General features: G+C 42.2%; 14 protein-coding genes. 8 read left to right on the top strand and 6 right to left on the bottom strand.

The features are described from left to right. Nucleotides 1–121: 121 nt before the first annotated feature. A complete protein-coding gene (locus B9T38_RS07480) occupies nucleotides 122–1105 on the top strand; it encodes a lysophospholipid acyltransferase family protein (RefSeq protein WP_086196197.1) in 984 nt (327 codons plus the stop codon). Nucleotides 1106–1112: 7 nt separating this feature from the next. On the opposite strand, the gene B9T38_RS07485 is transcribed toward B9T38_RS07480, so the two are convergent. The 3 genes from B9T38_RS07485 to B9T38_RS07495 all read right to left on the bottom strand — a co-directional run bounded on the left by B9T38_RS07485 (nucleotide 1113) and on the right by B9T38_RS07495 (nucleotide 5674). Then, on the bottom strand, nucleotides 1113–3560 hold the full coding sequence (locus B9T38_RS07485; RefSeq protein ID WP_086196198.1) for a DNA internalization-related competence protein ComEC/Rec2: 2448 nt from the start codon (nucleotides 3558–3560) through the stop codon (nucleotides 1113–1115). A gap of 202 nt (nucleotides 3561–3762) precedes the next feature. Beyond that, nucleotides 3763–4446, bottom strand: a complete 684-nt coding sequence (gene lolD, locus B9T38_RS07490) for a lipoprotein-releasing ABC transporter ATP-binding protein LolD (RefSeq protein WP_086196199.1) — start codon at nucleotides 4444–4446, stop codon at nucleotides 3763–3765. Continuing rightward, nucleotides 4439–5674, bottom strand: a complete 1236-nt coding sequence (locus B9T38_RS07495) for a lipoprotein-releasing ABC transporter permease subunit (protein ID WP_086196200.1) — start codon at nucleotides 5672–5674, stop codon at nucleotides 4439–4441. Before B9T38_RS07495 ends, lolD begins: the two co-directional genes overlap by 8 nt. A 23-nt stretch (nucleotides 5675–5697) precedes the next feature. Between B9T38_RS07495 and B9T38_RS07500 the strand changes: the two genes are divergently transcribed. Beyond that, nucleotides 5698–6267, top strand: coding sequence for a PilZ domain-containing protein (locus tag B9T38_RS07500; protein ID WP_086196201.1), 570 nt, complete (start codon nucleotides 5698–5700; stop codon nucleotides 6265–6267). A 4-nt stretch (nucleotides 6268–6271) separates the two neighbouring features. Here the strand turns inward: B9T38_RS07500 and B9T38_RS07505 are convergent, their stop codons facing one another. After that, a complete protein-coding gene (locus tag B9T38_RS07505) occupies nucleotides 6272–7183 on the bottom strand; it encodes a DMT family transporter (RefSeq protein ID WP_086196202.1) in 912 nt (303 codons plus the stop codon). A 12-nt stretch (nucleotides 7184–7195) separates the two neighbouring features. Further along, on the bottom strand, nucleotides 7196–7666 hold the full coding sequence (locus B9T38_RS07510) for a YaiI/YqxD family protein (RefSeq protein WP_086196203.1): 471 nt from the start codon (nucleotides 7664–7666) through the stop codon (nucleotides 7196–7198). Nucleotides 7667–7936: 270 nt separating this feature from the next. Between B9T38_RS07510 and B9T38_RS07515 the strand changes: the two genes are divergently transcribed. Together B9T38_RS07515 and B9T38_RS16760 are read left to right on the top strand one after the other, a co-directional pair. Beyond that, nucleotides 7937–8866 carry a hypothetical protein gene (locus tag B9T38_RS07515; protein WP_086196204.1) on the top strand — a complete coding sequence of 310 codons (930 nt, stop codon included), beginning with the start codon at nucleotides 7937–7939 and terminating at the stop codon, nucleotides 8864–8866. 413 nt (nucleotides 8867–9279) lie between these two features. Next, complete coding sequence (locus tag B9T38_RS16760; RefSeq protein ID WP_171263201.1) at nucleotides 9280–9420, top strand: hypothetical protein; 141 nt, start codon at nucleotides 9280–9282, stop codon at nucleotides 9418–9420. 83 nt (nucleotides 9421–9503) lie between these two features. Here B9T38_RS16760 and serC read toward each other — a convergent pair whose 3' ends face one another. Further along, nucleotides 9504–10583 carry a 3-phosphoserine/phosphohydroxythreonine transaminase gene (gene serC, locus B9T38_RS07520; protein WP_086196205.1) on the bottom strand — a complete coding sequence of 360 codons (1080 nt, stop codon included), beginning with the start codon at nucleotides 10581–10583 and terminating at the stop codon, nucleotides 9504–9506. Between the two features lie 351 nt (nucleotides 10584–10934). On the opposite strand from serC, the gene B9T38_RS07525 reads away from it, so the two are divergent. From B9T38_RS07525 to B9T38_RS07540, 4 genes are read left to right on the top strand one after another with little or no spacing between them, the layout of a single operon-like run. Next, entirely contained in the window at nucleotides 10935–12422 is a 1488-nt protein-coding gene (locus tag B9T38_RS07525; RefSeq protein ID WP_086196206.1) for a TolC family protein, read from the top strand. 18 nt (nucleotides 12423–12440) lie between these two features. Then, nucleotides 12441–13619: an HlyD family secretion protein gene (locus B9T38_RS07530; RefSeq protein ID WP_086196207.1), complete on the top strand. Its 1179-nt coding sequence runs from the start codon at nucleotides 12441–12443 to the stop codon at nucleotides 13617–13619. Nucleotides 13620–13621: 2 nt separating this feature from the next. Next, nucleotides 13622–14752: an ABC transporter permease gene (locus B9T38_RS07535; protein WP_086196208.1), complete on the top strand. Its 1131-nt coding sequence runs from the start codon at nucleotides 13622–13624 to the stop codon at nucleotides 14750–14752. Then, entirely contained in the window at nucleotides 14749–15855 is a 1107-nt protein-coding gene (locus B9T38_RS07540; protein WP_086196209.1) for an ABC transporter permease, read from the top strand. Before B9T38_RS07535 ends, B9T38_RS07540 begins: the two co-directional genes overlap by 4 nt. Nucleotides 15856–16057: the final 202 nt, after the last annotated feature.

The following is a 16057-nucleotide window of genomic DNA, read 5'->3' on the forward strand; positions in this document are numbered from 1 at the left end:
CCACTGTTAAGTTAAATTAGAGTCATTATATACACTGATCGGGTTAAATCTGTCTAAATTATCTGTTTTCCCTTATAATAAATTTATCTTTTCCATTCCTGATGCAATTGACAATATAACAATGACCGATCGAAGCTCCCAGAATACAACTTATCGTCTTTTGCAATTTATTAGCCGACAACCTATTCAAATTTCTCGATTTATAGCGCGTGGTTTAGCTGGTCTGGTCAATACTCTTAAAATTTCCAAAACCTCAGAAACCATTCAATTGAATTTAAATATTGCGCTGCCTGAACTGAGCGATACGGAGCGGGAAAAAATTACGGCTCAAGCCATCCGTAATGAGCTGATCTCTTATTTTGAATTTTTCAGTATCTGGGGTTCAAGCAATGAGGCCAATCTGGCGCGCATTCATAAAGTGCATGGTAAGCAGCTGCTGCTGGATGCACTCGCAGCAAACAAAGGTGTGGTTTTAATTGTTCCGCATTTTGGTACCTGGGAAATCATGAATGCCTATATTGCCCAATTTACCAAAATGACCATCATGTATAAGCCAGTCAAAAATGAGGCGGCCGATCAGTTCGTTCGTAAGGCTCGCAGTCGCGAACAGGCAACATTGGTACCTACCGATGAATCCGGAGTTCGCCAGATTTTCAAGGCCTTAAAGCAAGGTGGAACAACGGTAATTTTGCCAGACCATACACCCAATGTTGGCGGTGAAATGATTCCTTATTTTGGACTGCCTTTGGCCACCAGTAATTTAAGTGCCAAACTGATTCAAAAAACCAAAGCCAAAACATTATTTTTGTATGCACTGCGTAATGATGATCAGGGCTTTGATCTACATTTTGAAGCAATTGATGAACGTATTTATTCGGTTGATACCAATCAAGGCACAGGTATTATTTTTCAAGCCATTGAAAACCTGATCCGTCGTTATCCTGAACATTACCATTGGAGCTATAAACGCTTTAAAGCCAATCCTGAATTGGATGGACTGTATTATCTCAATAAAACAGAGGCCTTAGCACTGGTCGAAAAAGTCCGTGCTGAGACTGCAGACCAAAATACAATGTTTCCAGTAGAAAATGATCAGGTCATATAATCAGGCCTTATGATTTAAGCTTTACTGCTGCACGTTTTAACCATAGCTTTTGTTCACGTGCATAATGTAATTGCATTTGTCCATTGGCCTGTCTGCTAAATTGAATGCTGCCCTGCTGTACTGTACTCAGCAAAGGAATTTTCAATTCCTTTAAGCGTAACCGAACCATATCACTTGGATGTCCATAACGATTGTTAAAGCCAGCCGAAGCGATCACGATTTTCGGTTTTAATTGCTTTAAAAAAGCATAGGCCGAACTGTGCCGACTACCATGATGCCCCAAAACCAGCACATCAACTTTTAAGTCTGGATAATCCTGCAGAATTTGATATTCCGTTCGCCAACCGGCATCTCCCATCAGCAAAAAATTTTGATAGGGTTGGGCATTTTTCACCTGTACATAAACCACGCAGGACATTTCGTTTTGATCAGTTTTGGCATTTGCCAAATTCTCTGCTTTGGGTGATAACACGGTTATGTTCATCCCATCATTCCACGACCATTGCTGCCCTTGATGACAATAATCAAACTGGCTACTATCGGGAATGGGAACTTGCTCATTTGAATAAACATGCTTAATGGGTAAATCCTGTTTAATCGATGCATACGCCCCGCTATGATCCTGATCTAAATGTGTCAAAATCAGCTGATCCAATTGATCCACACCCTTCACCGATAAAAAGGGCAAAATAATTTGTTTGCCGATACTGAATTTAGCTTCATCATAATTTCCACCAGTATCAATCATCATGGTCCAGTCTTGATCGCGGATAAAAATTGCCTGTCCTTGTCCAACATCCAGTACGTTTAATTCGAACTGATTTTTACTGACATCGAGACCAATTAAAGGAATAAAACACAATATGGACCAGGTTTTAGGTAACACAGCACGCGGTAAAAACAGGATTATCAAGCCTAGACATAAACTCAGCCACACGGCAAATGTCATCGCAATCGGCTGTAATGTCGGGGCAAACAGCCCATCTAAAAGTTGCAGCAACCACAGCAAAGCTGCAAGACACAGATCGTTGATTTGAAAAACCAGGCTACCCAAAGGTTCAGCAATGAAATAGCACAACGCTGCGATCACATCTAAGGGCACAATCACCAGACCAATCCATGGAATAGCGAATAAATTGCTCAACGGCGTAATCCATGCAATCTGTTTAAAAAACAGCATCATCAGTGGAAATAAAGCCAGAAATATTTTCCACTGCGATTCGATTAAAAGTTTTAATTGTATTTTTATATATTGAGTTTTGGTCTTTAGCTGATCCGCCCCCCTTTGCTGCAAGGTCTGGTAAATGCGTAGCAACACAAAGCATGCACCATAGGACAACCAGAACGCAGCCGATAAAATACTAAAAGGATCAAAAATTAATAGAATAGAGGCACTAGAAAGCAAAATATTAAATGGCCGGACCTTTTGCTTGAATAAGATAAATGCACTGATCAACAAGCAGCTCAACAGCGTTCTCAATGCCGGAATTTCAAAGCCGACAAATGCACAATACAGTACTACGCTCGCGCAAAAAGGCCAGATCAGTAGATATTGCTTTGGCCATTTCAAATAGAGTTGTGGTCGATCATGACGAATGAGCTGATGCAGCCCCCAACACAGCAGTACAGCAAAAATCAGCACATGTGGACCCGATATGGCCAGCAAATGACTCATACCAAAGCGCTGAAATAGTTGCTCGGTTTCTGTATCCAGTAAACTTTTATCCCCGGTCAATAAAGCCAGCATCAAACCTTCATGCTGCACGGGCTGCTGATGAATAAAATTGCGTAATGCCAAACGCTGCTGCTCAACCCAGAGTTGCATCTGATTGGAAACAGAAGCTTGTTGTTTTAGGTATTGTCCATGCCCTAAAGCATAAACCTCTTGTTCTGTCAGCTTGTGTATTGATGAAACTTTAAATCCAGACATGATATTTTGCTGGATATACCATTGCTCCTGATCAAAGGCACCCTCAGTGGCATAGCTATGCGCAGGCAGGATTTGTCCCTGCAAACGGTAATATTGACCTAACTCAAGTACAGATTTGGAACCAGAATGCATTTCATTTTTTAAAAATGCCTGCCATTGCACCACTTCTGTATGGCGGTTCAGTACCTGAATTTTTTGCTGGATGGTCTGATCGCCTAATTCATTGATGTGTTTAATATAAGCAATCACCTCCACTGCTTCAGGCTGTTGTTCCCGAAACAGCAAACGCTCATTTAATTGATGATTGGCATAGCTATAGCCAAGTGTGATCCCCAGACTTAGCCCTACAGAAAGCTGTAAAAATTTAAATCCTAAGCAATTGGCCTGTTTGAAAACAGTCAGTTTTAAAAGAAGAGTCAGGATGAAAAGAGTGCTACACGGAAGGAGTAAAGACTGCAAGATTGGAAGAGTTTTTCCCATTATTGCAATACCCAGCACCCAGCCGATACAGATTATTTGAATCATTGTGATTATAATTTTTTTATTTTAGGCAATATTAAAGCCCACCGCAGTGAGCTTCAATTGTTTTTTAAATTTGTCGATCAGTGTCTAGGGTGGATTGATACTTCGTCTATGTTTGCGACAAGGAGTATTTTTTACGCTGTTTACATCTCATTGTTTAATTGGAGCTTACAACGCAGACCTTTTATGAAATATCAACCAACCCTTAATCATCAATCCAGACACCGTCTTGCATATGCAAAATCGAATCGGCAGTCTGGGCCAACTGTTCATCATGCGTCACAATCAGCATCGCCATATTGAACTCATCACGTAACTCACTGAGCAGTTCAAAAATTTTTACTGCCGTTTTACGGTCCAAATTCCCCGTCGGTTCATCCGCCAGCATCAGTTCCGGCTTTGCCACCAGTGCACGTGCCAAGGCTACACGCTGACGTTCACCACCAGACAGCTCACCCGGTTTATGCGTCATGCGATGTGACAGTCCAACCCGATTGAGCAAGTATTCAGCCTGTTCTTTAGACTGTTTATAGGTCGTTCCTGCACGCAGCATCAGCGGCATGGCGACATTTTCCAATGCAGTAAATTCAGGCAACAGATGATGGAACTGATAGACAAAACCTAAATGCTGGTTACGTAAATAGCCCCGTTCAGCTTCACCTAAATTATCAAAGCGCTTGCCATTTAAAAACACCTGTCCTTCTGTTGGACAGTCCAGCCCCCCCAACACATGTAACAAGGTACTTTTACCGGAACCACTGGAACCGACAATCGACACAAACTCGCCTTTTTTGACCTGCAGGGACAAGTTTTTAATCACTTCAACTGTGGTTTTGCCATCGGTAAAACTTTTCGAGATATTTTTCGCTTCGAGGACAAGATTACTCATAACGTAAAGCCTCTGCCGGTTGGGTTTTTGCAGCACGCAGTGCCGGATAAATCGTGGCAAGGAAACTTAAAATAAGTGACAGGCTCACAATCACCACGACATCTTGCCAACGCAAATAAGACGGCAAGTAATTAATAAAATAGGCATCAAACAGGTTCAAACCAAATGCGGTATTCAACCAGCCGATAAAGCCACTGATACTTGAAGCAAAGATAATCCCGAGAATGGCACCGGAAACAGTCCCGATCACACCAATAATAGTACCCTGTACCATAAAAATCCGCGTGATGGTTGCAGGTGAAGCTCCCAATGTACGCAAAATGGCAATATCAGATTTCTTGTCGGTGACGACCATCACCAGTGAGGACACAATATTAAATACTGCCACCAGTACAATCAGGAACAGTAGCAAGCTGACCATGGCTTTTTCCATCTGAATGGCGCTAAACAAATTACCGTGGGTAAAGGTCCAGTTCGATGCATAGAAATTGTTTGGCAGATCTTTGACAATATCATCCGCCACTTCTGGGGCAAGAAAAATATCATCCAGTTTTAAACGCACACCTTGAGCACCGTCCGGCAAACGCAATAAAGTTGAAGCATCATTCAGGGCGATATAGCCCATCATGGAATCCACTTCTGCCCCAATACTGAAAATACCGACAATCTTGAAACGCTTGAAACGAGGCACCACCCCTGCAGGCGACGGTGTAGCTTCTGGAAGGACTAAAGTAATATTGTCGTTTAATCCCAAGCCCAGTGAATCGGTCATTTGTTTACCCAAAACAATGCCAAATTCACCTTTTTTCAGGCTATCAATACTCCCCGCAATCATGTGATTCTGGATAATTGACACTTTCTTTTCATATTCAGGTTCGATGCCCGTGACCATAATTCCGGCCACTTGCCCCTGTGCTGTCAGCATGCCCTGTAACTGGGTAAATGGCGCTACACCTTTGACATGCTCATGCTGTTCAACTTTCTTTGCAAGTTCTGGCCAATTTGTTAATATTTGTGTTGAAGAAACAGTAGCTTGAGGTATCATTCCCAATACACGGTTTTTCAGCTCGCGGTCAAAGCCATTCATTACAGACAAGACTGTAATTAACACGGCCACACCTAAGGTGAGACCGATCATAGACACCAAAGCAATAAAAGAAATAAAGTGGTTGCTACGCCGTGCACGAGTATATCTCAACCCGATGTACAGCGAGATTGGTTTAAACATACCATTTAGTCCGAGGAATAATTATGGAAAATTTACAGCATCAAAGCGGCAATATGGAACGCCGCGTTATGTCTCGTATCGATGCTGCTTTGCGAATTAATTATCAGATTATCTCTGATGATGTCGCACTTAATGACCCTTATGATCCTAACTTTGTGCTGCCCCGCTATTTTCTACTACTCGCAGAATTAGATCAATTTGATCATGCTGTAAACTACGAATTAGAACAATTAAATGAAAAAGATCAACAAATTGCTAGAATATTATCCTTATTCAACCAAAAATTAAACCTTATTACCGGCTCTTTATACGATGCAATTGTACAATCCATGTTACCAATCCCGGAACATGTCAATTTTTCCGAAACCGGTTTCAGTTTTTTTAGCGAGCACCCTATTCAGGAAGGCACTTATGTGCATGTGACCTTGAGCCACCCTGAAAATTTCTTCCATATTGCCGCAACCGCTCAGGTAGTCTATAGCCGTACAGAAGATAATGGCAAGTTCCGTACTGGTGCTTATTTCATTACCTTACATCCACAAGACCGGGTAAAACTTGCCGAGTGTGTCAACCTCAGCAAAAATAAAGATTAGAGATTTAACTGCTGGACTTGATCTTGATGGCGAGATTCTGGCTCGCCTTAAGATCACGATAAAAATAAACAAACAGGCCAAACAATAAAATAAAGGCGCCAACAAAAACCATCACCGATAATTTTTCATTATTCAGCATCGCTCCAAACAACATGGCCAACATGGGTGTCAGCACCGTAGTCAACGATAAGGTCGTCGCCTTAATATTCTGTACCAGTTTAAAATAACAAAACATGGCCAGCAGTGAAGCCATAATCACTGCATAAAACAAACCAATCAATGCCTTGGTATTCGGAATATGATCTGGCGCATGCTGCCAGATCAACGGCAGCATGCACAATGCAAACAGGCTAGAGACCAGAATGGAGCCCGTTGCTTGAGCCATGGGTTTCAGCGGTGCATTGACTTTTTTGACCCAGAAAATGGATGCGCAATATACAAAAACACTGATCAACATCAGTCCTATGCCCATTGGCTGGACGTGATGGTCACTGCCACCCAGACAGATAATCCCCAGCCCCAATACTGCAATGCACATCCCCAGCCACTGCAAGCGATGCAAATGAACATTAAAAGCAAAACGGCCAATCAATCCGGTCATAATCGGAGCCAGACCGAACATCAAGGCAATAATGCCTGAACTTAAATAGGCTGTGGCTAAATAGGTAAAAATTTGTGAACCAATAAAACTGCAGGCACCTGCGACATAGCTATGTAGGGAGATTCCATTCAAAGGTAATCTGACTTTAAGGATGACCAACAGGCCCAATGCTAAAGGCAGTGCAATAAAAAAGCGCAGTGCCAACGCCAACAAACTATGCAAGTCCGAAACACTCCAGACAATTGCCAGTGGCGTGGTTGCCCAGATAAATACCAATAAGGCATAGGTGGACATGATATTGGTTTTTGATGGCATGAGGAGCTCAAGTTAGGCTACTGTTTTACGTTTCTGTTTCTGAATGGTTTGATCCAGTGAACTGGAAAATTCGCGCTTGTCCCGTTCAGAAATTGGTGGTGGACCACCCGTATTGACACCTGCTCCGCGTAATGAATCCATGAAATCACGTAAATGCAGACGCGCTTTTACGTTGGCAGAGGTATAAATCTCGCCGCGAGGATGAATAGCAATTCCACCTTTTTCAATCACTTGAGCAGCCAATGGAATATCCTGGGTCATGACAATATCATGTTCTTTCATGCGCTCGATAATTTCTTTATCTGCAGCATCTGCCCCACTCATCACCTGAATGGAATTAATCCGTACTGACGGGGTAATCCCCACATTTTGATTCGCGACAAAAGTCACTTCCAGCTGATAACGGTCAGAAGCGCGAATGATTACATCACGCAGGATTTTAGGCAATGCATCGGCATCGACCCAAAGTTTAAATGGCAGCACACCACATCCATAGTCAAAAAAGAATAGCCTGTAGTTTAGCAAATTCCATACGATAGGAGGATGGCTAAATTGATTCAGCTCATTTGCTGTTTTTCGATTTAACTCACATGGTCATGCTTTCCATGGCACACTTGCAGGCTTCATCGCATCCAGATACAGGATTTTGAGTTTATTTTAACGACTTTAATGGTTAAATTTAGTCCCTTGACTTGAAATTTAACAATAACCCTCGATTTAATAGATAAATACAGCCCAACATCAATTGTGAATATGAAAAATCAAAATAGACCAGAACTGATCACCATTGAAGACCAGAACTTTGGCAGTCATGTCGAACATTGGAATCTGCTTACAGATCACCCATGTACCGATGTGCCCAAGTGGTTAGGCCTGGCACTTGATGCACCAGTGATGCCAATGGGTTTATGTAAAGAAGAAGCGGATATGGACGCGTCAGCCTGGCTTATTCAAGGACCTAAACAGGCAACCGTGCAAATGACCCAAGTCATTGCTGTTGAAAACAACAAGCCCCAAGCGGTCAAAACCGCCTTTCCAAGTTTTGAAAGTCCCTACAAAGTGAATGCCACCATTGAACGGATTATCACCTGTAAATCCAACACTCAGGCGGTACTGCGCTTGAATCTGGGAGCCAATACCATTGTCTATGCCTTTGACACACTGTATAGCGTCAATCATGACCAGTATGAAAAAGATCAACCCTATCTTGCGCAGCTCAATGCCTGGGCCTATGAACTAGAAGCCGTTTCAGATCATGAACAGCTGGTGGTGGATGATCCGGCCTCCATCAAACATCACCGTGCATTAAATGACATTCTGGCCGCCAATAACGGCGTGGCACCTGCCAATTTGCAGGAACAGATTGATGCTTGGGAGCCCAAATCGGAAGATGACAAAGAACCGGTGACTGTCGATTTTTCCAAAATGGTGGCCTATCTGTATGGCGAAAATATGGGACAGGAAGATGAAGCCTGGTTTCAGGGCAATATTGTCGGGAAAACCTCGATGTCATTTATGGATCAGGACTATACGCTTTATGATGTCGCCCTGATTCATGATGAAAATCAGGCAGCCACCCTGATTCGTATTGCCACCAAGAATCCGGCTTATAAAGACTTTACAATTGGCCAATTCATTCGTGGCAATTTATGGATTCAAGTGAATATTTATACTAAAAAATAATCCTTTATAAACAGCGGTACCGTAGCATAATTATCCCTCCATGCTATGGTACCGCTTTTTATTGCTTGGATTTTTATTATCTCTATCTACAGTGTGATTAAAATTTATCCACAAACCAACATTATATGGGTGGTTTTGAATTTAAATTAAAATAACTTATCCACAATTTTAAATTCAAAATTTTATTTTAAATAAACAGCACAGCTATTATATTTTTAGCCCTTACTTTTATGCCTGCTATCCAACACAGCCCTGTAGTGGCAATCATCTGACAAGCCAGCTGATCTTCTGGCCAATAAAATAAATATTTTAATTACATATTTTTATTTAGTACTTTATTTAATCAATTTTTTATGATAAAAATAAAAACAAGCAATATAAATTAACGATAAATAAATCGGAATAGAATTTCCATGAAAATCGTGCAAGAAGAAAATATACAAACAGTTGGCCATCAACTGACTAAACGCTTCCAGTTAGACGGCATTTCATGCCTGTTCTTTATCTTAGGTATGTTTATGTCTGCCTATATTTTGCATCACTTTATTTTTTAAGCTTATTTTAACCACTTATTTTTACCATGCTTATTTCAGCCAATAAAAAGCCCATCATGTGATGGGCTTTTTAGCTTTAGCAATTAAGCATTGCGTTTGGCAAAGTCATCCATAAAGTTAACCAGAGCCTGTACGCCTTCTAATGGTACAGCATTGTAAATACTTGCACGCATACCACCCACTGAACGGTGACCTGCCAGATTCAGCAGATGATTCGCTTCAGCTTCTTTCAAAAATTGCTTCTCAAGCTCAGCTTTTGCCAAGGTAAATGGTACATTCATGATTGAACGGTTTGCTTCTGCAATCGGGTTAGCATAGAAATCACTAGCATCGATATAACCATACAGTAATTTGGCTTTTTCAAGGTTGACCTGATGCATGGCATCGACTCCGCCATTCTCAAGTAACCACTCGAACACCAAGCCAGACAGGTACCAGGCATAGGTAGATGGTGTGTTGACCATAGAACCGTTTTTCGCCTGATCTGAATATTTTAAAATGCTTGGAATTTCAGGTTTGGCCTGATCAAGTAAATCTTCACGAATAATGACTAAAGTTAAGCCGGCAGGACCAATATTCTTTTGCGCACCTGCGTAGATTAAACCAAACTTGGATACATCTAATGGCGCAGATAAAATGCTTGATGAAAAGTCACATACCAGTGGTTTATCTGTTTCAGGAATACCCGCAAACTGAAGGCCGCCAATAGTTTCGTTATCGGCATAATGGACATAAGCCGCATCGTCAGACAAGTTCCAGCTGCTTTGCTCTGAAATGGCCAATTTACCGTTAATGCTGGTACCCGCTTCAACAACATTAATGTCGCCGTAGCGTTTTGCTTCTTTCAGCGCTTTTTCTGACCAGATTCCGGTATGAATATAATCAGCCTTGTTGTTTTTACCCAACAGGTTTAAAGGAATAGCAGAGAATTGCAGCGAAGCACCACCTTGCAAGAACAATACTTTATAGTTCTCAGGAATGTTCATCAGTTTGCGCAAATCTGCTTCTGCTTTTTCTGCCACAGCCACATAGTCACTGCTACGGTGACTCATTTCCATGATCGAAAGGCCTTTGCCATGCCAATCAAGCAATTCAGCCTGAGCTTTTTCTAAAACGGCAGTAGGTAATGCAGCAGGACCAGCACAGAAGTTGTACGCGCGCATGATTTTTCCTTTCAAAGTGAAACACAATAAAATGATGGCATTTAACCACAGATAGGCGTTGCTTGCAGTAAATTATCCTGAAAATATTTCAATGCTGTCGGACATTTAAAGTCAAAATCTCAATAAAGATTGATTTTAGCAACTCCTTTTGCACACCCTGGCACATAGTTTAAAAGTGCAACTGCATCTTATTACTTCTCTTTTCAAATTCTACTGTCATATCTTCGCATTAGCGATCTAATCACGTGATTGCTATACAAATGCATATTAAACAAGACAACAACTTATTGATTAGACATACAATTAAATCTATGCCATATAATTGTTACAAAGAAATTGAGAATCTGAGTGATGTTATTGCGTTTACATGCACAACCAAAAAAAATTGCACTCCTCATACAACAAAATTTTTGTGTTGGCCTTTATACGGCTAGTCTGCTTTTTGCTTGCCCAGCCTTTGCCGAAAGCATCAGTTATGCACAGGCTGAACAGTCGATTTCAAAGGATTCCTATAGCACACAGGCCAATCAAGCTTTGCAACAATCTGCACAATTACAAGCTGAAGCAGTCAAGGGTTTAGGTCTGCCCCGGGTGGATTTAAATGTCCGTGCTTATGCTTTTCATAATGAAGTGGATCTCCCTCTTGGGGCTCTAAAAAACAATTTAGAACAGTCCCTGAGCAATGGCGTGAATAATAAAATTGATGAGTTGAATTTGGGTGGCTTTGCCGACCCACTAAAAGAAGGGTTAAAACAACCTATACATGATGCTGTAGGATTAATTCCAGATGAGTCAACCGTTGCACTGGATGATCAGGTGATCCGCCCTACCGTTTCAGTGTTAATGCCTTTATATACCGGCGGTCTGACCTCCAGTACCAAGGAAATAGCTCATCTCAGGGCACAACGTAGTCAATTGAATACCAAACAACAGCAAGATGTACAATGCTTTGAACTGATTCAGGCTTACGTCAATACGCAACTGCAAAAGCAGCTTTTAGCCTCTAGCCAGTCCAATTTCAACGCCATGCAGACCCACTACAGCAATGCCTTAAAGCTGGAACATCAGGGTTTTATCAGCAAAGGGCAACGTATGCAGTTTGAAGTGGCAAAGAATAATGCCGAGCGTAGTGTGCAAAATGCAACGGCCAATTTCAGATCAAGCCTGTTTCAGCTTAATAACCTGTTACAGCGCAGCCAGATTACCGAACTGAGCACGCCCCTATTTATCAATTCTAGCCAAAATCAAAACCTGAATACGCTGTTAAAAAGCTATCCGGAACAATCTGCACTGATCCAGAAAATGCAGATGGACACTCAGCTGGCTAATGCCAACGTCAAGGTACAAAGTGCTGCGAAAAAACCTAATGTATTTGCCTTTGGTGAATATAGTCTGGATGAAAAGCAAAACTGGATTGTCGGTGTAGCGGCACGTTACAACCTGTTTTCAGGCGTGAATAACAACAAAAATGTTCAGGCCGCAGAATTGCAACGTTATGCTTCTGAACTGATGACCGAACGCACCAAGCAGGAAGTCGAAAACATCATTTATAGTTCTTACAATGAAATGACCTCCACCCAGCAAAGTCATCAACTACTGCAACAGAATGTCCAGGCTGCCCAGGAAAATCTGCGTATTCAGACTTTATCTTTTAAAGAAGATATGGGAACGGCCACCCAGCTGATTGATGCACAAAATAGTTTGAATGGTCTCAAAAGTGAGATGGCACTAAATGCTTATAAATATGTGATATCCCTGGCCACTTTGCTACAAAGCCATGGCTCGATTGAACAGTTTCAAAGCTATGTCAGTCAAAGCCATACCAGTTATATTCGTTAATTTTTGATGGGGAAAACCATGACTCAAGATCAAAACAAGCCTGATCAAGATGTAGAAAATACCTCATCAAAAGGAACTTCTACCCCTACTTCAGCTCCAAGCCATCAACAAGACACTCAAGCGGCCTCTGAACAGCAAAGTAAGACAGATGATGGATTTTTCAGTTATTCAGAACAAGCGCAAGCGCCGACCACTGAAAATACAGGTTCAAAATCTTCAGCTACCATTAAAATGGTTGGTATCATCATACTGATCTTGCTTCTAGGCCTCATTGGCTTTGGGTTATGGAAAAGTTATCAGCCCAAGGAAGTGGAGCTACAAGGGCGGGTTGAAGCCGAAACCATCCATATCAGCACTAAGGTACCGAGCCGCATTGAAGAAATATATATTCATGATGGACAAAAAGTACTTAAAGGTCAGTCACTGGTCTGCTTGTTTAGTCCGGAAGTTGAAGCTAAAAAGCAGCAGGCTCTGGCCAGCCTGCAATCTGCTTTAGCCTTGCAATCCACAGCGGATCGCGGTTCACAACAGGAAAATATCGACAGTTTATATGCCAACTGGCAAGCCATGAAAGCCCAGCAAGAGCTGGCCCAAACCACCTATCAGCGTGGTGCCAACCTGTTTAAAGAAGGCGTCATTTCACGCCAACGCCGTGATGAAATGCATGCTGCTGCACAATCTGCCGCACAAATGACCGAAGCATCTTATCAGCAATATGCACGTGCCAAACGTGGCAGCATGCCAGAACAGAAATCCTCCGCAGATGCCCAGGTGAAAATTGCCAAAGCAGCCGTTGCAGAAGCCAATGCACTGGAAGCTGAAACCAAGCTGGTTTCCCCGATCAATGGCACCATCTCCAAAACTTATGGCAAGGTATCGGAACTGGTAGCGATGGGCGTGCCAGTCGTCAGTATTATTCAGGATGATGATCTCTGGGTCAGCCTGAATATTCGTGAAGATCAATATGCACAGGTCTATCAGGCCAAATCGATTGAAGGCTTTATTCCTGCATTAAACAAAAAAGCTCTGTTCAAGATCAAAAAGATTGATGCCGAGGGAGAATTCGCCACCATTAAAACCACACGCCAAACCGGTGGCTATGATATTCGCAGTTTCAAGATGCAGCTTACTCCTGCCCAGCCGATTCAGGATTTAAAAGTCGGCATGAGCGTACTGTTTAAAGTGCAAGAGTCCTAATTATGCTGCATGGCATACTGCGTGAATTCGGCTATTTGCTTCGGCATAAATGGGACCTGTGTCTGGTCACTCTAGCACCTGCCTTTATGATTGTGCTGTTCACCAGTATGTTTGCTCAAGGTAAACCCAACCATCTGCCGATTGCCATTATTGATCAGGACCACAGTGAACTGAGCCGTAATATTGAATACTATGTCCGTCAGAACAACACCCTGAGCATCAGTACCATTTCCAGCAGTCAGGACCAGGTTGAACAGCTACTCAACCAAAATAAAATCTGGGGTTATATCACTATTCCAGAAGGTGCCGAACAACGCTTGGTACAAGCCAAGGATGCCCAGATCAGTATTGCCTATAACCAAAGTTATTTTAGTGTCGGTAATAGCATTTCATCGGCCATGCTGATCAGCACCTTGCAGGCACTGGCCGACTTTACTGGACACAGTTATTTGCAAAACCAGATTCCTGATCTGAATGCCCCCACGCCCAATATCAAAATTTCGCCGCTGTTTAATCCCGGGCTAAGTTATGAATTCTATTTAGAACCGTACATGATTCCGGCGATTTTGCATTTATTGTTGTGTTGTTGCGTGGCTTTTGCCGTAGGACAAGAGTTGAAATTTGGCACGACAAAAATATGGACAACTGGGCAAAATGTCTTCTTAGCTTTGTTTTCCAAAAATATAACCTATGTGCTGATTTTCAGCTTTTGGACCTGGTTATGGATGTTCTGGCTGGTGGAAATTCGCGGCTGGTTTATACAGGGACAGCTCTGGCCTATTTTATTAGGACAATTTCTTCTCTATAGCGCTTATGCCTTGATCAGCAGCAGCGTAGTTTTAGCCACACGTGATCTGGCTAAAAGTTTTGGTTTTATTGCCGTGTATGGCGGGTCATCTTTAAGTTTTGCCGGGGTGACTTTACCGCTGAACAATGCGCCCTTATTTACCCAGTTCTGGTCGAATATTATTCCCTATACCCCTTATGCCAAATTACAGACAGAACAATGGGTCATCGGCAGTCCTGTATCCATTTCACTGTTACCACTTGCAATTTTAGCCGTGTATTGCCTGATTTATCTGGGCACTGCTTACTTCTTCCTTAAAAAATATCTAAAGGGAGTTCAGGCATGAAAACACTCAGAAACTTTCTGCACTTTTATTTAAAAACCTTTAAAGATATTGCTTCAAATAGCTCAATCTTGACCACGTTGGTACTCTCGGTATTTTTATACAGTTTCTTCTACCCGGCTGCCTATCAGGCAGAACATGCCGAATCCTTACCGATTATTATTGTCGATGAAGAACAAAGCCTGGTGACATCCAAGATTATTGGTGAAGTGGCTAAAAGCCCCAATGTTGAAATCCGTGCAGTGACTGGCAATTTTGCTGAAGCAGAGCAGATGATCAAGCTGCAACAGGCAGATGGGATTTTACTGTTGCCGAACAATTTATCTAGCAGTCTGCGTCGAGGTGAAGTGGGTGGCATCGGTTTATATTTAAGTGCCGCCAATTTCTTAAAAACCCAGAAGATCGGTTTGGGACTGGCAGCATCGGTTGAACATGCGCTGGTTGAACAAGCAGAAAAATTCCAGCATATTTCTGAATTTGCTCCGGCGCTGTCGATCCATCAAATTCCCTTGTTCAATACCCTGTCTGGCTATGGCAGTTATATTTTCCCGGCCGTTGCCCCACTGATTATCCATCAAACCATTTTGCTGGGTTTGTGCATGTTAATTGCGACTTATCGTGAAAAGCACTGGACACCGAGTCGAACCGAATTCTGGGCATTATTCAGTGCCATTTTGACCATTGGTTTTCTGGGCTGTTTATATTTATTTGGATTTACTTTTTGGCTGAATGACTATCCAAGGGGTGGTAACTTCTGGGGCATGCTCATTGCGGTCCCTATCTTTGTGAGCTGCGTGATTGGCCTCAGCATGCTGATTGCCTCTTTTCTGGATATGCCGGAACGTGCAGGTCACGTGATTGTATTTACCTCTATTCCGCTGTTCTTACTTTCAGGTACGGCGTGGCCGCATGCCGCAATGCCTGTGTGGATGCAGTGGCTAGGCCAAGCGCTGCCTTCTACTCAAGGCATACAGATGTTTATTCAATTGAACCAGATGGGAGTGCATACCCAGCTGGTCATTCCAAAAATGATTTATCTGGCCACCTTTGCCGGCATTTGTCTGGTTTGGGCATATTTTCGCCTGATCAGACCTGCGCAAAAGTAAGCTTTTAGCTATGAACTGATAAGATTATTAAATAAAACTTTACCATTTGGTTATTTTTAATACCAAAATTGATTTTTTTTTGATCTTTTGAATCAATTATGAAGAAAAAAGTTAGATTGAATATACTAATCGATGCAAAATAGCCCCCTGTTCATATTTCATGAATTTTTTTTATATTATTCATTCCCACGCTCCCCGTAAC

The sequence above is a fragment of the Acinetobacter sp. ANC 4218 genome (assembly GCF_002135245.1).
Lineage (GTDB): Bacteria > Pseudomonadota > Gammaproteobacteria > Pseudomonadales > Moraxellaceae > Acinetobacter.